Here is a 21,250-nt window from a genome sequence, read left to right as displayed (position 1 = left end):
CTGACGCCGCCCCTGTGCGTGTCCGGGGGAGGTCTACCGCGTCCGCGCGGAACGCAGTTCCTCGTTGATGCGCTGGGCCTCTTCGAGCTGGTCCTCAAGGATGACGATGCGGCAGGCGTCCTCGATCTTGGTGCCCTGGTCCACGAGCTCCCGGGCGCGGGCGGCGATGCGCAGCTGGTAGCGGGAGTAGCGGCGGTGGCCGCCTTCGGAGCGCAGGGGGGTGATCAGGCGGTTCTCGCCGAGTGCGCGGAGGAAGGCGGGCGTGGTGGAGAGCATCTCGGCCGCCCGGCCCATGGTGAAGGCGGGGTAGTCGTCATCGTCCAGGTTGTCGGTGGGGCGGGTACCGCTAGGGGGCATAGCACCTCTTCTTTCGGGGGCACGTCGTTTTCGGCGTGGGGACACGTCGGGGGGCCCGAGTGCCATCCGGCACTCGGGCCCCGAGCTTCAACACCATCTGCCGACTGGCTTATGTCGGCCTTCTTTTTCCGCCGGTCCGCCGGTGAGGGCGGGAGAGCGGGGATCGCGGATGCGTGACCGGGGACCACCTTCCGATCTGGGGCCTGCGGTACCCGAGCGGTGTGTGCCTCGCCCGGGCGATCCTGATGGCGTCTGCTCCTTACCTCGTTCGGTTGGGTTCATTCGGACGGACAGGTCGGAGTACCGCTGCGCGGCCCCTGGGGGCCACCCGGCCCGGCAATCAGCGGAGGAACCCACCGTTTCCGGCTCCACCACTCCACTGCCGTGCCGTCCTCGCTGTCCGGCTACGAGAAAAACACTAGACCCACCGGATGCGAGATGTCTACCGCCGCCACGACAGATTTTCTTCAAGGTGGAGGTGCGAGGTTCAGGACTCGGTGCGGTACATCAGGTCCACCTCGTGGGTGGTGAAGCCGATCCGCTCGTACACCGTCACGGCCGCCGTGTTGTCCGCGTCGACGTAGAGCATCGCGGTGGGCAGCCCCTCGGCGGCCAGGTGGTGCAGGCCGATCGCGGTCAGGGCCTTGCCGAGGCCGCCGCCCTGCGCGTCGGGCAGTACGCCGACGACGTACACCTCGCCCAGCCGCTCCTCGGCGTGCACCTTCGTCCAGTGGAAGCCGACGAGTGCGCCGTCCCGCTCGGCCAGGAAGAACCCCTTCGGGTCGAACCAGGGCTCCGCCTCGCGGTCGTCCAGGTCCTGCTGGGTCAGGGAGCCCTGCTCGGGGTGGTGGGCGAAGGCGGCGCGGTTCACGGCGAGCCAGGCGGCGTCGTCGCGGCCGGGCTCGAAGGTCCGTACGGTGACGCCCCCGGGCAGTACGGCTTCCGCGAGGTCGAGCGGAATCAGGCTCCGCCGGAGCTGGCGCAGCTCGCGGAAGAGGGAGAGGCCGAGGACCTGGGCCAGGTGCCGGGCCGCCGAGCTGCCGCCGTGCGCCCAGACCCGCAGCCGCTTGCCGGTCGCGGCCAGGAGCGCGGCGCCCAGGGCCCGCCCGTTGCCGGTGCCGCGCCGCTCGGGGTGGACGACGAGCTCGGCGGCCGGGGCCTCGACGGGGTCGGTGTCCTCCAACTGCGCGTAACCGGCGAGGCTCCCGTCGGCGGTGAGCAGGAAGTGGCGTACACCGACGCGGTGTCCGCCCCGGATCCGGAGCCTGCCCTGCTCGGAGACCGCCTGCCTGCCGTCGAACCGGGCCGCCTCACCGAGGAGTTCGAGGACGGCGTCGGCCTGGGCGGGGTCGAGCGCGTCGAGGGCCTGAATCTCGCGTCCGGGGGAGGGGAGGGGTGCGTCAGTCGTCATGGGGACGAGCGTACGGGGAGCGGGGGCGCGGGCGGGGGTGGCTGCCGGGGCCGGGAGGGTGCGGGGTGCGGACGCAAATGAGCCGTACGGGCGATATGGGGGCTTCAGGGTGGTTCCGGCGAACCATTTCGGTGTATGGCAACCAGGTCGTAACCCCGAACACCTGTTGCGCTACGCGCGTTGACTCTAGGCTGCGGCACGCAGGATTCCAGACGTGTGACACCAGTGACACCACTGACACCACAAGGGGACCGATGTCAGCGACTCCACAGAAGAACCGCGCGGCCCGGCGGATGCTCGCCGCCGCCGCCGGTCTGGCCACCGTGGGCGCCCTCGTCGCCGCGATGCCGGCCGGCGCCCAGGACCGAGGCCACGGGCACGGGCACGGGCACGGGCACGGGCACAAGCCTCGTACCGTGGACGTGCAGTTGCTGTCCTTCAACGACCTGCACGGCAACCTGGAGCCGCCGGCCGGTTCCGCCGGCAACGTCTCCCAGACGCAGCCCGACGGCACGGTGAAGGCGATCCCGGCCGGTGGCGTCGAGTACCTGGCCACCTCGCTGCGCACCGCGCGCAAGGCCAACCCGTACTCCGTCACGGCGGCCGGCGGTGACATGGTCGGCGCGAGCCCGCTGCTGTCGGGCCTCTTCCACGACGAGCCGACGATCGAGGCGCTCAACAAGCTCGACCTGGACGTCTCGGCGGTCGGCAACCACGAGTTCGACGAGGGCGCGACCGAGCTGGCCCGCCTCCAGAACGGCGGCTGCCACCCGGTCGAGGGCTGTTACGAGAAAGGCAGGAAGTTCAAGGGCGCGGACTTCCCCTACCTGGCGGCCAACGTCACCAAGGAGAAGACCGGCAAGCCGCTGCTCAAGCCGTACACGGTCTGGAAGAGGAACGGCGTCAAGATCGGCTTCATCGGGGTGACCCTGGAGGGCACGCCGGACATCGTCACCGCGAACGGGGTCAAGGGCCTCAAGTTCCACGACGAGGTCGAGACGATCAACAAGTACGCGCGTGAGCTGGACCGCAAGGGCGTCAAGTCCATCGTGGCCCTGATCCACGAGGGCGGGGCCCCGGCCTCCACCTCGTACAACTACGACTGCGACAGCCCCGGCGCGGGTGACGGCATCTCCGGCCCGATCGTCGGCATAGCCAAGGGCATCACGCCGAAGGTGGACGCCCTGGTCACGGGCCACACCCACCAGGCGTACGTGTGCACCGTCCCGGACCCGGCGGGCAAGCCGCGCATGGTCACCTCGGCCTCGTCGTTCGGCAAGCTCTACACGGACACCACGCTCACCTACGACCGCCGCACGAACGACATCGTCCGTACGTCGGTGAAGTCCGCGAACCACGTCGTGACCCGGGACCAGCCCAAGGCCACCGACATGACGAGCCTGATCGAGCGCTGGAACAAGCTGGCGGCCCCGATCGCCAACCGGCCGCAGGGCTGGATCAGCGCCGACATCAACGGCCGCGGCTCCACGGCCCCCGAGAAGCCGCTCGGCAACGTCATCGCCGACGCCCAGCTCGAAGGCCTCGCCCCGGCCGACAAGGGCGGCGCGGAAGTCGCGTTCATGAACCCGGGCGGCATCCGCGCGGACCTGGTGCACAAGGCGTCCGGCAGTGAGGGCGACGGGGTCGTCACGTACGGCGAGGCGTTCACCGTGCAGCCGTTCACCAACATGATGAACGTGGTCGACCTGACCGGCGCCCAGCTGGTCACCGCGCTCCAGCAGCAGGTCAGCGGCGCCAACGAGGCCAGCCCGAAGATCCTCCAGGTCTCCAAGGGCCTCACCTACACCCTCGACCTGACGAAGACCGGCGCGGCCCGCGTGGTCACCGACAGCATCAAGCTGAACGGCGCGGCGATCGACCCGGCGCGCACCTACCGCGTCGCGATGAACGAGTTCCTCGCGGGCGGCGGTGACGGCTTCCCGGCCCTCGGCCAGGGCAAGAACAAGCTGGTCGGCCCGTCCGACCTGGACCTGTTCAACGCCTACCTGGCGGCCCACTCCACGGCCGCTGCCCCGCTGGCCCCGCCGGCGACGGACCGGATCACGGTCGTGCAGTAACTCCCCCACGGGAACGGGGGCGGCGGGCCGGTGGGCCTGCCGCCCCTCACGTCTTCCACGAGGGCGGTTCAGGGCGTCGTACGCGGGGTGACGTCACGCGTACGTACGTGGCCGCGTGCCGGGCTGCGGCCCGTCGCCGTGCCCTCGACCGGCTCCGGAACCGGCGTCAGCGCGGGACGCCAAGGATGGCTCAACTCCGCCTGGCAGGCACTCTCCGGCGCGAGGAGAATGCTCAGCGTAACCTTCCCGACGGTGTGAGGCGCGAGGAGAGATGCGATGGGGCAGCACGGCGACGGCAAGGGCGGCTCCGAGGGTGACAAGAAGCAGTCACCGAAGGAGTCGGACGGTCAGTGGAGCGGGCCGGTGAGCAATCCGCCGAAGAAGAAGTGACCGGGCCGTGAGTTCACCCGCAGGCCTGCTGGATGTCCTCCGCGAGAAGGGAACGCCCCTCGGCCCGTGGGGAGACGCTGTGGTTTCCGTGCGGCGGGAGCTGTTCCTGCCCGACGAGATCGAGGTCGGGGACGAGCTCGTCTCCCGCGCCACCTCCCCGGCGAGGTGGCTGGAGCTGGCCTACGGCGACGTGTCCGTGACCACCCAGATCAACGACGGGCGCCCGACGGGACCGGATGAGTACCGGTTGCCGACGTCATCCAGCTCGCAGCCGTCCGTCATGCTGGAGATGCTGTCGCTGCTCGACGTGCAGGCCACCGACCGAATCCTGGAACTGGGATCCGGCACCGGCCTCAACGCGGCGTGGCTCGCCCACCGCGTCGGCTCCCACCGCGTCGTCTCCGTCGAGATCGATCCCGTACTCGCCGAGCAGGCGGCCAAGAACGCCCTGGCGGCCAACCTCTCCCCGCTCGTCGTCCAGGGCGACGGTGAACAGGGCTGGCCGGCCGGGGCCCCCTACCAGGGCGTCATCGCCACCTACGCGGTCACGGCGATCCCCTATGCCTGGGTGGAACAGGTGGCGGACCCGCATGGCCGGATCGTCGCCCCCTGGGGCGGGTCCTTCTTCCCCCACTCCTTCGCGGTACTCGATGTCCGGGGCGGCCGGGCGGACGGGAGGTTCACCGGCTACCCGGCCTTCATGCGGTCCCGCAACCCGCGCCCGGCCCGAGGCTTCCTCGACGACTTCCTGCATCACCGCGAGGCCGCCGACGCCACCACGACCGGCATCTCGCCTCTGCGGCTCGCACAGGACCCCGACGCCCTGTTCTACACCGGCCTTGCCCTGCCCGACGCATGGCACCTGCCCATCCCCGCGGACGACGGCAGCGGCGAGATGACCCTCTGGATTCTGGCGGACGACCAGAGGTCCTGGGCCTCCGCCGACTACACACCCGACGGCTGCGAGTACGCCGTCGCACAGTACGGGCCCCGCAAACTCTGGGACGAAGCCGAAGCGGCCTACCGGACCTGGGACGCCCTCGGTCGCCCGTCCCGCGACCGGGCCGGTCTGTCCGTCACCGCGCACGGGCAGGAGGTCTGGCTGGACACCCCGGAACACGGCCTCTCCTCTCTCACCGATGCACAGCGAGGCCGGGGCATCGGCGACTGAACGCGGCCCCTGCCGGCTAACGGCGCTGGTTCAGGGGCTCGCCCCCGGTGCGGTCCTGTCCCGTACGGGGCCGGGCGCGTCCTGGACGCGCCGTGCGGCTGGGTCCGGGCCCGAGCGCGATCCCGGCGGCGAGCGCCCCGACGACCAGGGCGACGACCGGAAAGCCCCACGCCGTGAGGCTCACGTCGTCAACTCCGGCCGCCCGAGCGTGAACCAGACGACTGTGCGCCCAGGATGCTGGTCGCCCCCGCTCCCCGTCCCCCACGCCAGGGCAAGGCTCTCCACGAGGGCGAGCCCGCGCCCGTGCTCCTGCTCGGGCCCTGCCGTGGTAGCCCCGAGCACGCCGAACGCCTCGTGCACGGGCCCACCGTCATCCGAAACGGCGACGGTGACCCGCTTCCGGTTGACGGCCACGTGGACCCGGATCAGCGGCGTACGGGTGTGGCAGTGGGCGTTGGTCACCAGCTCGGTGACGCAGACCCGGGCGTCGTCGACCAGCCCGAGGTGCCGGCTGACGCCCAGCAGCGAGGTGAGGAAGTCCCGCGCGATTCTGGGCGCGGCGGCGGTGTTGGGCAGGGTGAGGCGGTAGCTCTCGCCACCGAGGGGGTTGGGCTGTACGGGAGTTGGGGTTGCAGCGGTCATGTCGTTCTCCCCATGCGGTCCGGTTCTGCGAACTGGTGCGCGATATCTCGCCCGTGGCGGGGCTGTACGGGTGCACGCCTCAACGCGCGCCGGTGCAGCCCCACTTCGATTCGCCGAGGTGAGGCGCGGTGCTGGGTACGACCATAGCGGTGAGTCGCAATTGTCGTACCTAGATGGCAACTTAAGTGACCGAATGGATTACCGTGAGGGCGCCGGTCACACTGTGAGGCGACAAGAGGAGAGGCCGATGCCACCGAGGAAGGCGCCCACGGCGCGACAGCGTCGCGTAGGCGCCGAGCTACGCAAGATGCGGCAGAGTGCGGGGCTGGCACTTGCTGAGGCCGCTGCCCTGCTCAGTACGGAGCGCACCACCATCAGCAACACGGAGTCGGGGCGCTTCGGTGTGAGCGGTGACCGGGTCCGTAACTGGGCGGCCGGCTATGCGTGCCCTGATGAAGCGTATGTAAATGCACTCGCCGCGATGGCGGAGGAGCGGGGTCGGGGCTGGTGGGAGGACTACCGCAACGACCTCACCTGCGAGGCGATGGATCTGGCCGAGCTGGAGCATCATGCGGTGGGTATCAGGGCGGTGCAGATCATGCATATGCCTGGGCTGCTCCAGACCGAGGATTACGCCCGTGCGGTACTCGCGGAGACCGTTCCGCCCCCGGCCCCAGCTAGGCAGAGGCGCCATCTGTCCCACCGGCTCAAGCGACGAGATGTCCTCGACCGGCAGAACCCGCCGACCTGCACGTTCCTCATTCATGAGGCGGCGCTGCGGATGACGTACGGCGACTCCGGTGTCGCGCGCGGCCAGTTGGAGTACTTGCTGGGTGAGTCGGAACGCGACAATGTCGCCGTTCGGGTGGTCCCCTTCGCTGTCGGCGGCTTTCCGGAGGCCGGAAGCTCGACGCAGTATGTCTACGGACCTGTTCCGCAGTTGGATACCGTTCTGACGGACACGGCCACCGGGTCTGCGTTCCTGGACGCCGAGACGCGTCTGGCGAACTATCGAGCGGCGATGGATCGGATCGAGGGGCTGTCTCTTGATCCGCGACAGTCAAGAGACTTCATTCGTGAGGTCGCACAACAAGTGTGAGGCGTGAAGTACGTGGAAATTCAGTGGCGCAAGTCGTCGAAGTCGTCAAACGCCGAGGGTAGTGCCTGCCTGGAGCTGGCCGAGCACGGCGGCGAGATCCTGCTGCGTGAGAGCGACAACCCCGACGTCATCGTCCGCACGACGCGGGCCAAGCTCCGGGCGTTCCTGGGCGGTGCGAAGGAAGGCGAGTTCGACGACTTCGCCTGAGCTTCTGCGCTCAGGCGGCGAGCGGTCCCCATCGGCGCAGGTGGGGGCCGCTCCCCTTTTGTATCACTTGTTTGTCCGACCAGAATCACTCGTTAGAAGTCAAACACTTGATACGCATCCGCACGACACGCTAGCTTCCTGATGAGCCGCCTCGTCACACGGCGGCCAACTCTCCTGCCGTCTGCGCCCGTTGGGGGAGTCGCGATCCAGGGCGCCCCCTCTCCCCGGCTCGTCACGCCGGCCGTGGTCAGGGGGCGTTCCTGGTCTCACGCCAGGAGGCCGCGCCATGTTCGAACACATCCCTGAACCCGCCAACTCGGCGTCGTACGCCTACTGGTGCGAGCGCTCCACCTACGCATCGGAGGATCGCCACCAGCCTGACTGCTTCGCGCGGTACTCCGCTGCCACGCCCGAGCTGGCGATCCAGCGCGTCCGTGACGAGGCGCGAGCCCTGCTGGCCGAGTTACCGCAGGGGCAGCGCCCGGAGCTGGGGTGGGCCGTGGGGGTGGGCCGGGTCCGGGCTCTCGGCGCCCTGTGCGGAGGCCGTACCTGCGGGTTCTCGTTGCGGCACGGGGACGGGTGGAGCGAGTGGGTCGTCCGCCCGCGCCTCGTGCTGCCCGCCGAACCGGAGGTCCTGGCGGCGGAGCTGTCGGCGAAGGACGCGCCGTGCGGCGTGTGCGCGTGCTGTCGGCACGGCCGTTGACCGTGGACGTCCCGGGCCCGTCCCGCGTGTGATGCTCGCCCGGCCGCCCGTTCCGCGACAGGGTGGGGCCATGCGCAACGAGACACCTACCCGCACGGAGAACACCCTCAAGACCGTCGTCCACATCGATGACGTGGACCCGCACGAGGTCTCCCCCGGCATCCTGCGCCGCAAGCTGCCCTCCACCGCCTACGCGCGGGGCTGGCTGATCGACTTCGCCGCGGGCACGGAGTGGCCCGAGGTCGATGAACACCCCACCGAGGAGCGGTACTTCGTCCTGAGCGGCGAGGTGATCGACGGTGGTGAGCGTCATGGGCCCGGCTCGTACGTGGTGTTCGCGCCGGGGAGCGAGCACCGCCCGCGTACGGAGACCGGGGCCCGGATGCTCGGCATCTCGATGATGGACGCCTGAGGCACCTGAGGCACCTGAGGGACGTGAGGCCCCTGAGCCGGCGGCAGCGGCCGGGCCGGTCAGGCCGCCCGGTCCTGCCGCAAGGTCGTGCGGTGGGCCCGGTTGGTGGCCATCAGCGCGTCCAGGGCGTTCCGGGTGCGGACGAGCTCCTCGATGTGGGCGGAGAGGCGCTCCCGCTCCTGCTCCATCCGCTCCATGGCGGCGTCGGACGTCGCCTCGCTCGGGTCGTCCACACAGGGCAGCAGCTCCATGATGGTCCGGCTGGACAGGCCCGCCGCGTAGAGCCGCTGGATGAAGCCGACCCGGTCGACGTCGGCGTCCCGGAACTGCCGCTGCCCGCTGGGGCTGCGGGCGCTGGTGAGCAGGCCCTGCTCCTCGTAGTAGCGCAGGGACCGGACGCTGACGCCCGCGGCCTTGGCGAGTTCCCCGATGCGCATGCCGTCCGTCCTCTTCGCCGTGTCGTACCGCCGGGCGGGCCTGTGACCTGCGGCGCTTGCCCCTGACATTGATGTCAGGTTTTAGCGTAACCGCAGTGTCCGGTTCGCGGGCACGGCGTCATGAGGAGGACGGACGGCATGACCCTGATCGATGCTCCCAGCGGTGTTCCCAGCGGTACTTCGGGCGACACCCGCCCCGGCGATCTTTTCAGCAGGTACCGGCTCGGTGACCTCACCCTCCCCAACCGGGTGGTGATGGCCCCCATGAGCCGCGTCCGGGCCGCCGCCGGGGGCCTGGCGACGCCGTCGATGGCGACGTACTACGCCCAGCGGGCCACGGCCGGGCTCATCGTGAGCGAGGGCGTGCAGCCGAGCCTGATCGGGCAGTCGAACCCGGGTACGCCGGGGCTGTACACCGACGAGCAGGTGGCCTCGTGGCGGCCGGTCACTGGCGCCGTCCACGCGAACGGGGGCCGGATCTTCGCGCAGATCATGCACGGCGGGCGGGTCTCGCACCCGGACACGACCGGGCTGGTGCCGGTCGGGCCGTCCGCCGTACCGGCCGTCGGTGAGGTGTTCACGCCCACCGGTCCCCAGACCGCCCCGATGCCCCGCGCCCTGGAGACCGCCGAGGTCCCCGAGCACGCGCGGTCGTACGCGTCGGCCGCCCGCCGGGCCGTCGAGGCCGGGTTCGACGGGGTCGAACTGCACGGCGCCAACGGCTACTTGATCTCCCAGTTCCTCTCCTCCAACGCCAACCTGCGGAGCGACCGTTACGGCGGGTCCGTCGCCAACCGCGTACGATTCGCCGTCGAGGCGGTGGAGGCGACCGTCGAGGCGGTGGGCGCGGCACGGACCGGCATCCGGCTCTCGCCGGGCGGGACGTTCTGGGGCGTCGAGGAGAAGGACGTACCCGAGCTCTATGCCGTACTGCTCGGGGAGCTGGCCCGTCTGGAGCTCGCGTACGTGCACCTGGAGGCGACCGTCGACCAGGACACACTGGTGGACCTGCGCCGGGCCTGGCCCGGCACCCTGGTCATGAACCCGGTGCTGCCGATGGGGGAGCGGCGGGCCGAGCGCCCGGACGCGGACCGCTGGCTCGGGCTGGGTGCGGACCTCATCAGCTTCGGCCGGGCCTTCATCGCCAACCCCGACCTGGTCGAACGGCTGCGTGCCGGGCTGCCGCTCGCCCCGGAGGACGCGGCCACCTACTTCCAGGGAGGCGACACGGGGTACGTCACGTACCCGGCGTACCGGCACGCGGGTTGAGCCCGCGCCGCAACAGGGGAGGGAGGCGCGGGTCCGGGGGGCCCGCCCTCTTCCCGGAGTGACGTGTGCGCGTCAGAATCCTAGGGCTTGCCCCCCACGACCCTTGGAGGCGCCCCCATGTCCACCACCGCCAAGTCCCCTGTGACGTACGACGCCCCCTTGCCCACCCGCAGAGGCTTCCTGGCCGGAGCGCTCGCCGTCTCCGCCACCGCCGTCATCGGGGCCGCGCCGGCCGTCGCCGCCACCCGGAAGCGGGCGGTCCTCGGGACGCAGGACTGGATGGGCGGCCTGCCCGACGCCACCGCGCTCCAGCGGCTCACGATCCCGGGTACGCACGACTCGGGCGCACGGTTCGGGGGGCCGTGGGCGGAGTGCCAGAACACCACGATCGCCCAGCAGTTGCAGAGCGGGGTGCGCTTCCTCGACGTACGGTGCCGGATCACCGGAGGCTCGTTCGCCATCCACCACGGGGCCGCGTTCCAGAACATGATGTTCGGCGATGTCCTCATCGCCTGCCGGGACTTCCTGGCCGCGCGGCCGAGCGAGACCGTGCTGATGCGGGTCAAGCAGGAGTACTCCTCCGGGAGCGACGCCGCGTTCCGGGCGATCTTCGACGACTACCTGGACGTACGGGGATGGCGGTCGCTGTTCCGGCTGGACTCCACGCTGCCCTCCCTCGGCGGGGCCCGGGGCAAGGTGGTGCTGCTGGCCGACAACGGCGGGCTGCCCGGGGTGCGGTACGGCGACCCGGCCCTCTTCGACATCCAGGACGACTACATGGCGGAGCCGTTCGCCAAGTACCCCAAGGTCGAGGCCCAGTTCCGTAGGGCCGCCCAGCAGTCGGGCAAGTTCTTCATGAACTACGTGTCCACCGCCGCCCTGATGCCGCCCCGCTGGAACGCCGACCGCCTCAACCCACAGGTGCACGCCTTCCTGCAGCGCTCCGAGACCGCCGGGTGGACGGGCCTCGGCATCGTTCCGCTGGACTACCCGAACCAGCGGGGCGGGCTGGTGGAGTCGCTGATCCGGCACAACCCGGTGGGGTGAGGGCAGCACGACAGCCCGTGCGTGGAGGGGAAGCCCGAGCGGGCGGGCACGGCGATCATCGTCAAGGGCGGGATCCAGGACGTGGGGCGGTCCGGGTTGACGCGTCGCCGGACGTGCCGGACGACGCGCACGCCTGGGTGTGGCCGCAGGGCCTCTACTCCCGGGGACCGGGCACCGAGGGGTACCAGGAGGGCGACCGGACGGGGACATCCCCCGGCTGACCCGGCCGGTTCCGCCGAGGAGTTCACATCCCCGGCGGCGGTGTCGGCGCCCCCGGCAGTCTGATCGTCGCCACCGTGCCGGGGCCGCCGTCCGGGGCCGGCCGCAACGCGATCTCGCCGCCCGCCTGCTGGACCGTGCGGGCCACGATGGACAGGCCCAGCCCCGAACCGGGGAGCTGACGGGCGGAGGGGGAGCGCCAGAAGCGTTCGAAGACGTGCGGCAGCTCGTCGGCGGGGATGCCGGGCCCCCGGTCCCGTACCGTCAGCTCGCCCCGGTGCAGGTGCACGTCGATCGTGGCGCGCGGCGGGCTGAACTTCACGGCGTTGTCCAGGATGTTGACGATCGCCCGCTCCAGGGCGGCCGGTCCGGCCCGTACGTACCAGGGGGCCAGGTCGGCGGTGATCGTCAGCTCCGGGCCGCGCAGGCGGGCGCGTCGCAGGGCGGTACGGGTGATGTCGTGCAGGCCCACCACCTGGAGCGGGCCGGGCTCGGCGGCGTCGGGGCGGGCCAGCTCCTGGAGGTCACCGATGAGCGCGGCCAGCTCCGTCATCTGGGCCTTGACCGAGGCCATCAGCGCCTTGCGGTCGTCCGGCGGGATCACCCGGCCCGTCTCGTCGCTGCGGGCCAGCAGCTCCACGTTCGTCCGGAGCGAGGTGAGCGGGGTGCGCAGCTCGTGGCCCGCGTCCGCGATCAGCTGGGCCTGGCGGTCGCGGGAGGAGGCGAGCTGGGCCGCCATGGAGTTGAAGGAGTTCGACAGGCGGGCGATCTCGTCCTCGCCGTCGACCGGGATGCGTACGGTCAGGTCCTCGGTCCGGGCCACGTGCTCGACGGCCTCGGTGAGTTCGTCCACCGGCCGCAGACCCGCCCTCGCCACCCAGAGCCCGGCCGCCCCGGCACCGATGACGCCGATGCCGCCGACCAGCGCGAGGACCCAGGCGAGGGTGGAGAGTGGTGCGTCGATCTCGCCGAGCGGGCGCGCCACCGAGACGGCGAGCTGGTTGTTGGCCTGGCCGGAGCCGACCACCGGCGGCAGCTTGCGGGTGTAGACCCGCATGTCCTCGCCGTCGTCGTTCTCCGTCGTGTGCAGGGCGTCGGTCCGCCGGCCGGCCGCCACGGCCACGTCACTCCGCTGGGCGGGGACGGGGGTGGTGTTCGGGGCCGTGCAGTAGCTGCCGTTCGCCGCGACGATCTGCACGGTGTACTGGCCGGGGAACTCCTGAGCCGGCAGCTGCCCGCCGCTCAGGCACGAGCTCAGCAGGTCGCGCATCGGCTCGTTGTCCATCTTCGCGTTGCGCAGCGAGTCGTCGAGCTGGTCCTCCAGCTGGATCCGGGTCACGAACCAGCACGCCACCGCCACCGCCGCGACCGCCAACGCCACCGCCGTGGCCACCAGGAGCGCGAGCCGGGAGCGCAGCGGCAGCGCCCGGAAGCGGCGTACGAGACCCTTCCTGGCGGGAGTCGCCTCGCCCGCGGGGGGTTCCGCCATGCTCACGCCTCGGCGCTCCCGCCCGTACGCAGCGCGTAGCCGACTCCGCGCACGGTGTGGACCAGGCGCGGCTCGCCGCCCGCCTCCGTCTTGCGGCGCAGGTACATCACGTACACGTCCAGGGAGTTGGAGCTCGGCTCGAAGTCGAAGCCCCAGACCGCCTTCAGGATCTGCTCCCGGGTCAGCACCTGGCGGGGGTGGGCCAGGAACATCTCCAGCAGCGTGAACTCGGTACGGGTCAGCTCCACCCGCCGCTCGCCCCGGCTGACCTCGCGGGTGGCCAGGTCCATGCGCAGGTCGGCGAAGGAGAGGACATCGTCGTCGGGGGCCTCCGCGCCCGCCGCCGACACCGCGTACGAGCTGCGGCGCAGCAGGGCCCGGATGCGGGCGAACAGCTCGTCCAGCTCGAACGGCTTGACCAGGTAGTCGTCCGCGCCCGCGTCGAGGCCGGTGACCCGGTCCCCGACGGTGTCGCGGGCGGTGAGCATGAGGATCGGCGTGGTGGAGCCGGTGGCGCGGATGCGGCGGGCAGCGGTGAGGCCGTCCATGCGGGGCATCTGGATGTCCAGGACGATGAGGTCGGGGGCGTACGCCTCGGCCTTCGCCAGGGCGTCGTACCCGTCGACCGCGACCTGGGTGCCGTACCCCTCGAAGGCGAGGCTGCGCTGGAGCGCCTCCCGTACGGCCGGTTCGTCGTCGACGATCAGGATGCGCTGGGGATCGTCTTCGGCGGGGCTCATCGCTGCTGGTCCTCTTCTCGTTCCGACCCGGGCCGCCCGGTCTGCGGGGGTGGTCTCAGCCTCGCACGGTCAGGAACCGTCACCCGCGCGCAGGGCGTCCAGGTCGGCCTTGAGCGTGTTCACCGGGATGGCGAAGCCGAGTCCCACGCTGCCGGCCGACGAACCGCTGCCGGCCGCCGGGGAACTGGGCGCGTACATCGCGGAGTTGATGCCGATGATCTCCCCGTCCAGGTTGATCAGCGCGCCGCCGGAGTTGCCGGGGTTGAGTGAGGCGTCGGTCTGGAGCGCCTTGTACGTGGTGGTCTTCTCGCCGGTGTCGCCGTTGAACTGCTGCCCGCCGAACTCGAACGGCCACTGCTGACCGCCGCCGCCCTGACCGTTCTGGCCCTGTCCGGAGCCGCTGCCGGAGTCGTCCTTGGCCACCGTGACGTCCCGGTCCAGCGCGGAGATGATCCCGCTGGTGACCGTGCCGGTGAGCCCCTCCGGCGAGCCGATCGCCACGACCTGGTCGCCCACCTTGACCTGCGAGGAGTCGCCGAGGGAGGCCGTCTTCAGACCGCTCGCGCCGCGCAGCTTGATGAGTGCGAGGTCCTTGTCGGGGTCGGTGCCCACGACGTCGGCGGGGTACTTCTTGCCGGTGGAGAGCGTGACCTCGATCTGCTGGGCGCCGGAGACCACGTGGTTGTTGGTGACGATCTCGCCGTCGTCGGTGATCACCACTCCCGACCCGGTGGACCTGCCCGCCGAGGAGGCCGCGCCGATCTCCACGATCGCGGGGGAGACCGCCTCCGCGACGCCGGAGACGGTGCCCTTGCTGCGCTGCGCGACGGTGGTGCCCTGGACCACGCCCGAGGAGCCGGTGGCACTCGTCCCGCCGCCGGTGAGCTCCTCCACCAGGGTCGCCGTACCGCCGCCGATCACGGCCGCGGCGAGGGCGACCGCCGCCAGCAGCGCCACCGGCCGTTTCACCCGGCGCTCCCGGCGCCCGGCGGCGGGGGGCTCGACGGCGTACGAGGAGGGGTCGGGGGCGTACGGAGGCGGCGGCGGGTAGCCACCGGCCACGCCGTCGTACGCCGTGTCGTACGCGTACGGGGTGGGGTCCTGGTCCGTCGTGTGCGCGCCGCTCGGGCGGGGGCTCTCCGTCATGTGCCCCAGCGTCACGAGCCAAGATGAGAGCAGCCTGAGTACGTCCTGAGAAGCCCGGAAGAACCGCGTATGCCCGCTGTAAAGGCCCCGGCCCCGCTGCAAGGCCACGGCCTCCCTGCGAAGGCCACGGCCTCCCGGTTAAGCCACGGCCTCCCGGTTAAGCCACGGCCTCCCGGTTAAGCCACGGCCTCCCGGTTAAGCCCCGGCCTCCCGGTTAAGCCCCGGCCTCCCGGTTAAGCCCCGGCCTCCCGGTTAAGCCCCGGCCTCCCTGTGAAGGCCACGGCCTCCCTGCGAAGGCCACGGCCTCCCGGTTAAGCCCCGGCCGCCGACCGGCTCCGGCTACGCCGACCCGTTCGGCTCCCCACAGCCGCACGAGCGCCGCACGACCAGCGCGGAGGGGAACTGCTTCAGCCGCTCCCGCCGCGACCCGGAGACCCGGAGGGCGTCGTCGAGCACCAGGTCCACCGCGGCCCGCGCCATCGCCGGGCGGTCGGAGAAGACCGTGGTCAGCGGCGGATCGGTGAGCCCGGCCTCCTTCACGTCGTCGAAGCCCGCGACGGCCAGCTCACCGGGCACGTCGATGCGCAGCTCGCGCGCCGCCCGCAGCACCCCGATGGCCTGGTCGTCCGTGGCGCAGAAGATCGCCGGGGGGCGGTCCGGGCCGGAGAGCAGGCCGAGGGCCACCTGATAGGCGTCGTACCGGTTGTACGGGGCCTGGAAGAGCCGGCCTTCCGTCGAGCGGCCGGACTCCTGCATCGCCCGGCGCCAGCCCTCGACATGGTCGGCGACCGGGTCACCGACCACCGGGGTCGACTCCACCCCGCCGAGGCACGCCACGTAGGGGTGGCCGTGCTCCAGCAGGTGGCGGGTGGCGAGCTGGGCGCCGCCGACGTCGTCGGTGACCACCGCGACGTCGTCGATCGCCTCGGGGCGCTCGTGCAGCAGCACGACCCGGGCGTCCCACGCCTCGATCTCCGCCGCCGCCCGCTCGCTGGGGCCCTGGCTGACCAGGATCAGCCCGGAGACGCGCATGCCGAGGAAGGCCCGCAGATAGTGGACCTCGCGCTCGTCGCGGTAGTCGGAGTTGCCCACCAGCACCATTTTCCCGCGCTCGGCGGCGGCCTGTTCGACCGCGTGCGCCATCTCCGCGAAGAAGGGCTGACGGGCGTCCGGGACGATCATGCCTATGAGGTCGGTGCGCCGCGAGGCCATGGCCTGGGCGACCCGGTCGGGCCGGTAGCCCAGCTGCTTGATCGCGGCGAGTACCCGCTCGCGTGTGGCCGGGGCGACCGGCCGGGGTCCGTTGTTGATGACGTAGCTGACGACCGCGGTCGACGTTCCCGCCAGTCTCGCCACATCGTCCCGCGTCACCTTGGCCACGCGCGGCAGTCTACGCGGATGGAACCAGGGGGTGTCCGGTGGATCAGGACCGGGGTCACGACGCCTGGCACGGCACCTCGCCGCGTTGCCGCAACGCCCGGATCGCTCCGCGTTGAAGACGCTCCGGCGCCTTGCGATGCACCGCACCCGACGCCGCGCCCTGTCCGGCCCTGACGCACCGGACACCCCCTACCTCTTGGCAGCCTCTACCGGCGCTTCTCCCGCCACCGTGGCCGAGGACGAATGCTCCGGACGGGCGGCGGCTTCGCCGGCCTTCCGCTGGGCGGCGGCCCGCTCCTTCGCCTCCTCGGCGGCCCGCTCCACCTTCTCCGGAGTGACGAAGCGGTAGCCGACGTTGCGGACCGTCCCGATCAGCGACTCGTGCTCGGGGCCGAGCTTGGCGCGCAGCCGCCGGACGTGGACGTCGACCGTCCGCGTACCGCCGAAGTAGTCGTATCCCCAGACCTCCTGGAGGAGCTGGGCGCGGGTGAAGACCCGGCCCGGGTGCTGGGCCAGGTATTTCAGCAGTTCGAATTCCTTGAAGGTCAGGTCCAGGACCCGGCCCTTGAGTTTCGCGCTGTACGTCGCCTCGTCGACGGAGAGGTCGCCGTTGCGGATCTCCATCGGGGAGTCGTCGGAGGTGATCTGCTGCCGGCCGGTGGCCAGCCGCAGCCGGGCCTCGACCTCGGCCGGCCCCGCGGTGTCCAGCAGGACGTCGTCGATGCCCCAGTCGGCGGTGACGGCCGCGAGGCCGCCCTCGGTGACGACGAGGATCAGCGGACAGCCCGGTCCGGTGGACCGCAGCAGCTGACAGAGCGAGCGGACCTGGGGCAGGTCACGGCGCCCGTCGATGAGGATCACATCGGCGCCCGGGGTGTCCACCAGGGCCGGGCCCTCGGCGGGGGCCACCCGCACGCTGTGGAGCAGGAGACCGAGGGCGGGAAGCACCTCCGTCGACGGCTGGAGTGCGTTCGTCAACAGCAGCAGTGAACTCATCGCCGCCCACCTGCCTGGTTCGGTCGATCGTGGTGCACGGTTCGCTCGCCCATTACGTCGGTCCTCCTCGTTCCCTGCGAGAGGGGCACTCCCGGGTCGGACCCGGGGGAGTATGCGGCACTGCTTCGTACAGCTGTACAAGGTTGCGCCACGATCACGCTGCGGCGTTCGTCATACAGGTTTTACGGTGCGGTCCCGCGTCCTGGGACCGCTGAGCTTGTTGAAACGTCTCCGTAACAACGCCCGGGAAGCACAAAAGGACCCGGGGGCTGCATTGCCCGGATCCTCTTCGCAGCAGAATAGCCCACATGAGTTCTGTGTCCGAGGGTCCATTCCTGAGTTCTTCTGTTCCCTTGCTCACGCGGGTACCACGATTCGCCACATTGCTGACCGATGACGGGGTCCCCGTCGAGGCGGTGTACGAACCGTGTACGGCAGGTTTCGGGGCTCATGGGGAAGCGCCGGCGGACATCCCCGTGATCGTCGTGGCGCACGGGTTCACCGGCTCGGTCGACCGCCCCGCCGTACGCCGCGCCGCGCGGGTGTTCTCCCAGCGTGCGGCCGTGATCACGTTCTCGTTCCGAGGGCACGGCCGGTCCGGCGGGCGCTCCACGGTGGGCGACCGCGAGGTGCTGGATCTGGCCGCCGCGGTGGCCTGGGCGCGGACCCTCGGGCACTCCAGGGTCGTGACGGTCGGGTTCTCCATGGGCGGCTCCGTGGTGCTGCGGCACGGCGCTCTGTATACGGACGAGACCGAGGCACGGGGTGCGGCCGTTCGTGTACCGGTGCGCGCACAGCGCACGGGGGCGCACTCGGGGGCGCACTTCGGCGCGTATGCCGATGCGGTGGTCTCGGTGAGCGCCCCCGCCCGCTGGTACTACCGGGGTACGGCCCCGATGCGCCGGCTGCACTGGGTGGTCACCCGCCCCTCGGGCCGGATCGTCGGGCGGTACGGATTCCGTACCCGGATCGCCACCGACGACTGGGACCCCGTCCCGCTCTCCCCGGTCGCCGCGGTCCCGCTCATCGCCCCGGCCCCGCTGCTGCTGGTGCATGGCGACCGCGACCCGTACTTCCCGCTGGACCACCCGCGCATGCTGGCCGAAGCGGCGGGGGAGGGCGGCGCGGAGCTGTGGCTGGAGCGGGGGATGGGGCACGCGGAGAACGCGGCGGACGACGCCCTTCTGGCCCGGATCGCCGACTGGGCGACGGCCGCGCTGTCCGCGTGACCCATCATGGAGAGCTGACGCACGAGGCGTCCGACGAACCGACTGAAGGAGTGGCGCCATGGCAGCGGGGACGATCCGCTACTGGGCTGCGGCCAAGGCCGCCGCGGGCACCGCGGAGGAGCCGTACGCGGCGGCGACCCTCGCCGAGGCGCTCGACGCGGTGCGCGAACGGCACCCCGGCGAGTTGAGCCGGGTGCTCCAGCGGTGCTCGTTCCTCATCGACGGCAACCCCGTCGGTACCCGTGGGCATGAGACCGTACGCCTTGCCGAGGGCGGCACGGTCGAGGTGCTCCCGCCGTTCGCAGGAGGGTGAACCGCAGGCCATGAGCAGCAGCGATCAGCAGTACCCGTACCCATACCCGTACGACCCCCAGCAGCCGCAGCAGCCCCAGCAGCCCCAGGCACCGGAGCACTGGCCCGACGGGACGGCCGGGCAGTCCGCCGTACCCCAGGAGGCGGGCGCCTTGGACCAGGGCGCGACGCAGACGTGGCAGGCGCCGACCTGGGACACGCAGTACCAGCCGACGATCCAGCGGGGCCCGGAGCCGTACCAGGGGCACGGACAGGGACCGGGACAGGGGTACGGACAGGGACCGGGACAGGGGTACGGGCAGTCGCAGCCGGACGCGTACGGAGCCGGGCAGCCGGGCCCGTACGCCGTTGGGCCGCAGCAGCCCGACCCGTACGGGACACCGCAGCCGCAGTACCAGGAGCCGTACCAGGAACCTCAGCCGCAGCCGTCGTACCAGGAACCGCACCACTCGCAGCCGTCGTACCAAGAACCTCAGCCGCAGTACCCGGACCCTCGGCACCACCAGCCGTACCAGGAGGCCCCGCAGCCGTACCGGTCCGCCGCCGAGACCGCCTACCTGCTCCCGCAGGGCGCTTCCGGCTCCCTCCCGCTGCCGCCCGAGGCCCCGGCCACCGCCACCGCCGGGCCCGCGCCCGTACCCCCGTCCGCGCAGCGGCCGCAGCCGTCGCAGCCGGGGCCCGACGACTCCGGCTACAGCGCGCCCACCACCCTCGGCAACGCCCGGATCACCGACGCCCAGCGGGCCCGGGCCGAAGGGCGCTCGCCGATCATCGCGCCCGGGATGCAGCCCGCCGCGATCACCGCCGGGCTCGGCCTGCTCCTCGCGGGCGGCGCGGCCCTGGGCTCCTACGCCCTGCTCGTCCCGCTCGTCCTCCTCCAGGCGCTGACGGCCGCGGGGTGGTTCCGGCTGAACGGCATGTGGCCGGCCCGGCAGGGCATCGCGCTCGCCTTCGCCGGCGGTCTCGTCGCCGACGTCGCGCTCCTCGCGGCGGGCCGGGAGCACGGGCCCGCCGCGCTCCTGGGCACCCTGGGGGTCTGGGTGCTGCTCACCGTGGTCCTCCAGCTCCGCAGCCACGCGGGCGCCGACGAGCGGATGTACGGGCTGATGGCCACCGTCGTCTCGGCGGCCCTGGCGGTCCTCGCCGCCGGGCACCTCGCGGCGGCCCCGGACGCGGTGGCGGTCGGCGCGGTGGCGGTCGCGGCCGCCGTGCCGGCCAGGGCGCTGCCGCTCCCGGGCGTCGCGTCCGTGGTGACGGCGCTGCTCGTGAGCGCGGGCGCCGGCGTCGCGGTGGGCGGGCTCACGGACTACGGCAGCCAGGGGGCGCTCCTCGGCCTCGCGGCCGGCGTCTGCGCCCTGGTCGGGCTGCGGGCGGCGAGCTACGACTATCCGTCCCGCTTCGTCCACATGACGGCGGGGGTGGCGCTGCCGCTCACCGCGGCGGCCCCGGCCGTGTACCTGATCGGCCGCGCCCTCGCCTGACCCGGGACCGATGGGCACGTGACGGGTCTGACGTGGACTCACGGGGGGTAGGCGCCCCGGGAACCGGCCGGGTGGTGCCGCTCGTCGATCACCCGGGGCGTCCTGCGCTGTCGCAGTAGGCTCGCGGGTGCCGGGGACCGATCGGCCGAGGTGGGGTAACGACACACATGCGCGCACTGCGAATACTGCTGGTCCTGCTGCTGGTGCTCGGCGGCCTCTTCGTCGCCGTCGACCGGGTGGCGCTCCACTTCGCCGAGTCGGAGGCCGAGGAGCGGGTCAGCATCAGCGGTGGCAGTGCCGGGAGGACCGAGGTGGCGATCAAGGGCTTCCCCTTCCTCACCCAGCTCGCCGCCTCCGAGCTCGACCGGGTCGACGTCACCCTCACCGGTATGGAGACCGAGGCCGCCGGCCGCGCGGTCCGGGTCGACGAGGTCCGGGCGCGGCTGAACGACGTGAAGCTCGGCTCGGACTACTCCACCGCCACGGCGGCCCGCGCCACCGGCACCGCCGTCGTCTCGTACGAGGACCTGACGGCGGCGGCGGAGGACGGCGTCACCGTCGCGTACGGCGGCGACGGCAAGGTCGAGGTCACCGGCACGGTCGAGATCCTCGGCCGCAAGATCTCCCGCAGCGTGCGCTCCACGGTGACCCGGATCGACGGCCACACGATCAAGGTGCGCGCGGACGAGGTGCCGGGGGAGGGCATCCCCGGGCTGGAGCAACTGGTGCGTACGAGGACGGACTTCGAGGGGGACGTCGACGGCCTGCCCAAGGGCCTCGAACTCCGGCAGGTCCAGGTGACCGAGAACGGTCTGGAGATCGCGCTCACGGGCTCGGACGTGTCGCTGACGGGCTGAGCGCACGGAACCGGGAGCGCCGATCCGGATGGTGAGACGCCGGTGTCCGGTCCGTAGATAAGTGGCGGGCGGGAGTCGGCGGGAGACCGCCCAGGTGGCGCGCCCCCCGCTCCTCGTCTCGCATCATGGATGATCGCGTCTCACGATACGACACGGCGGTGACATCTCCGCCCGTACC

General features: G+C 71.7%; 22 protein-coding genes. 12 read left to right on the top strand and 10 right to left on the bottom strand.

Annotated elements, in window-relative coordinates; genetic code table 11:
• Nucleotides 1–33: 33 nt before the first annotated feature.
• Together ACIQAK_RS26250 and mshD are read right to left on the bottom strand one after the other, a co-directional pair.
• Nucleotides 34–357 (bottom strand): MerR family transcriptional regulator, encoded by a 324-nt coding sequence (locus ACIQAK_RS26250; RefSeq protein WP_366391481.1) that lies wholly within the window; start codon nt 355–357, stop codon nt 34–36.
• A 487-nt stretch (nt 358–844) separates the two neighbouring features.
• Nucleotides 845–1,768 carry a mycothiol synthase gene (mshD, locus tag ACIQAK_RS26245; RefSeq protein ID WP_366391482.1) on the bottom strand — a complete coding sequence of 308 codons (924 nt, stop codon included), beginning with the start codon at nt 1,766–1,768 and terminating at the stop codon, nt 845–847.
• 254 nt (nt 1,769–2,022) lie between these two features.
• On the opposite strand from mshD, the gene ACIQAK_RS26240 reads away from it, so the two are divergent.
• Both ACIQAK_RS26240 and ACIQAK_RS26235 read left to right on the top strand, forming a co-directional pair.
• Nucleotides 2,023–3,846, top strand: a complete 1,824-nt coding sequence (locus tag ACIQAK_RS26240) for a bifunctional metallophosphatase/5'-nucleotidase (RefSeq protein ID WP_366391483.1) — start codon at nt 2,023–2,025, stop codon at nt 3,844–3,846.
• Between the two features lie 397 nt (nt 3,847–4,243).
• The gene (locus ACIQAK_RS26235) at nt 4,244–5,407 is read left to right on the top strand and encodes a methyltransferase domain-containing protein (RefSeq protein ID WP_366391484.1); all 1,164 of its coding nucleotides are present in this window, start codon (nt 4,244–4,246) and stop codon (nt 5,405–5,407) included.
• A gap of 16 nt (nt 5,408–5,423) precedes the next feature.
• On the opposite strand, the gene ACIQAK_RS26230 is transcribed toward ACIQAK_RS26235, so the two are convergent.
• Together ACIQAK_RS26230 and ACIQAK_RS26225 are read right to left on the bottom strand one after the other, a co-directional pair.
• Complete coding sequence (locus ACIQAK_RS26230) at nt 5,424–5,591, bottom strand: hypothetical protein (RefSeq protein ID WP_366391485.1); 168 nt, start codon at nt 5,589–5,591, stop codon at nt 5,424–5,426.
• Nucleotides 5,588–6,049 (bottom strand): ATP-binding protein, encoded by a 462-nt coding sequence (locus tag ACIQAK_RS26225; RefSeq protein ID WP_366391486.1) that lies wholly within the window; start codon nt 6,047–6,049, stop codon nt 5,588–5,590. Before ACIQAK_RS26225 ends, ACIQAK_RS26230 begins: the two co-directional genes overlap by 4 nt.
• 247 nt (nt 6,050–6,296) lie before the next feature.
• Here ACIQAK_RS26225 and ACIQAK_RS26220 point away from each other — a divergent pair, with 247 nt between their 5' ends.
• The 4 genes from ACIQAK_RS26220 (at nt 6,297) to ACIQAK_RS26205 (ending at nt 8,470) form a co-directional block, all read left to right on the top strand.
• On the top strand, nt 6,297–7,148 hold the full coding sequence (locus ACIQAK_RS26220; RefSeq protein ID WP_366391487.1) for a DUF5753 domain-containing protein: 852 nt from the start codon (nt 6,297–6,299) through the stop codon (nt 7,146–7,148).
• Nucleotides 7,149–7,160: 12 nt separating this feature from the next.
• Nucleotides 7,161–7,355, top strand: coding sequence for a DUF397 domain-containing protein (locus ACIQAK_RS26215; protein WP_093691088.1), 195 nt, complete (start codon nt 7,161–7,163; stop codon nt 7,353–7,355).
• A 286-nt stretch (nt 7,356–7,641) separates the two neighbouring features.
• Nucleotides 7,642–8,058 carry a hypothetical protein gene (locus tag ACIQAK_RS26210; protein ID WP_366391488.1) on the top strand — a complete coding sequence of 139 codons (417 nt, stop codon included), beginning with the start codon at nt 7,642–7,644 and terminating at the stop codon, nt 8,056–8,058.
• A gap of 70 nt (nt 8,059–8,128) precedes the next feature.
• On the top strand, nt 8,129–8,470 hold the full coding sequence (locus ACIQAK_RS26205) for a cupin domain-containing protein (RefSeq protein WP_366391489.1): 342 nt from the start codon (nt 8,129–8,131) through the stop codon (nt 8,468–8,470).
• A 59-nt stretch (nt 8,471–8,529) separates the two neighbouring features.
• On the opposite strand, the gene ACIQAK_RS26200 is transcribed toward ACIQAK_RS26205, so the two are convergent.
• On the bottom strand, nt 8,530–8,907 hold the full coding sequence (locus tag ACIQAK_RS26200) for a MerR family transcriptional regulator (protein WP_366391490.1): 378 nt from the start codon (nt 8,905–8,907) through the stop codon (nt 8,530–8,532).
• Between the two features lie 138 nt (nt 8,908–9,045).
• On the opposite strand from ACIQAK_RS26200, the gene ACIQAK_RS26195 reads away from it, so the two are divergent.
• Both ACIQAK_RS26195 and ACIQAK_RS26190 read left to right on the top strand, forming a co-directional pair.
• Nucleotides 9,046–10,176, top strand: coding sequence for an alkene reductase (locus tag ACIQAK_RS26195; RefSeq protein WP_366391491.1), 1,131 nt, complete (start codon nt 9,046–9,048; stop codon nt 10,174–10,176).
• 117 nt (nt 10,177–10,293) lie between these two features.
• The gene (locus tag ACIQAK_RS26190) at nt 10,294–11,223 is read left to right on the top strand and encodes a phosphatidylinositol-specific phospholipase C (protein ID WP_366391492.1); all 930 of its coding nucleotides are present in this window, start codon (nt 10,294–10,296) and stop codon (nt 11,221–11,223) included.
• Between the two features lie 244 nt (nt 11,224–11,467).
• Here ACIQAK_RS26190 and ACIQAK_RS26185 read toward each other — a convergent pair whose 3' ends face one another.
• From ACIQAK_RS26185 to ACIQAK_RS26165, 5 genes are all read right to left on the bottom strand, one after another.
• Nucleotides 11,468–12,931, bottom strand: a complete 1,464-nt coding sequence (locus ACIQAK_RS26185) for a HAMP domain-containing sensor histidine kinase (RefSeq protein ID WP_366391493.1) — start codon at nt 12,929–12,931, stop codon at nt 11,468–11,470.
• A 2-nt stretch (nt 12,932–12,933) separates the two neighbouring features.
• Entirely contained in the window at nt 12,934–13,671 is a 738-nt protein-coding gene (locus ACIQAK_RS26180; RefSeq protein ID WP_366391494.1) for a response regulator transcription factor, read from the bottom strand.
• A gap of 69 nt (nt 13,672–13,740) precedes the next feature.
• Nucleotides 13,741–14,817, bottom strand: a complete 1,077-nt coding sequence (locus ACIQAK_RS26175) for a trypsin-like peptidase domain-containing protein (protein ID WP_366391495.1) — start codon at nt 14,815–14,817, stop codon at nt 13,741–13,743.
• A 339-nt stretch (nt 14,818–15,156) separates the two neighbouring features.
• Nucleotides 15,157–16,197 carry a LacI family DNA-binding transcriptional regulator gene (locus tag ACIQAK_RS26170; protein WP_366391496.1) on the bottom strand — a complete coding sequence of 347 codons (1,041 nt, stop codon included), beginning with the start codon at nt 16,195–16,197 and terminating at the stop codon, nt 15,157–15,159.
• A 189-nt stretch (nt 16,198–16,386) separates the two neighbouring features.
• Nucleotides 16,387–17,193, bottom strand: coding sequence for a response regulator transcription factor (locus tag ACIQAK_RS26165; protein ID WP_366391497.1), 807 nt, complete (start codon nt 17,191–17,193; stop codon nt 16,387–16,389).
• A gap of 308 nt (nt 17,194–17,501) precedes the next feature.
• Between ACIQAK_RS26165 and ACIQAK_RS26160 the strand changes: the two genes are divergently transcribed.
• The 4 genes from ACIQAK_RS26160 (at nt 17,502) to ACIQAK_RS26145 (ending at nt 21,072) form a co-directional block, all read left to right on the top strand.
• A complete protein-coding gene (locus ACIQAK_RS26160) occupies nt 17,502–18,422 on the top strand; it encodes an alpha/beta hydrolase (RefSeq protein WP_401849085.1) in 921 nt (306 codons plus the stop codon).
• Nucleotides 18,423–18,480: 58 nt separating this feature from the next.
• On the top strand, nt 18,481–18,735 hold the full coding sequence (locus ACIQAK_RS26155; RefSeq protein WP_018490344.1) for a MoaD/ThiS family protein: 255 nt from the start codon (nt 18,481–18,483) through the stop codon (nt 18,733–18,735).
• Nucleotides 18,736–18,745: 10 nt separating this feature from the next.
• The gene (locus tag ACIQAK_RS26150; RefSeq protein ID WP_366391499.1) at nt 18,746–20,215 is read left to right on the top strand and encodes a hypothetical protein; all 1,470 of its coding nucleotides are present in this window, start codon (nt 18,746–18,748) and stop codon (nt 20,213–20,215) included.
• 167 nt (nt 20,216–20,382) lie between these two features.
• Nucleotides 20,383–21,072 carry a DUF2993 domain-containing protein gene (locus ACIQAK_RS26145; protein WP_366391500.1) on the top strand — a complete coding sequence of 230 codons (690 nt, stop codon included), beginning with the start codon at nt 20,383–20,385 and terminating at the stop codon, nt 21,070–21,072.
• Nucleotides 21,073–21,250 lie beyond the last annotated feature (178 nt).

Origin of the sequence: Streptomyces sp. NPDC088706 (genome assembly GCF_044752765.1) — a bacterium.
In the GTDB taxonomy this organism is placed as follows: domain Bacteria; phylum Actinomycetota; class Actinomycetes; order Streptomycetales; family Streptomycetaceae; genus Streptomyces.
The sequence above is the reverse complement of the archived record's forward strand: the minus strand, read 5'-3'. Positions and strand labels throughout refer to the sequence as shown.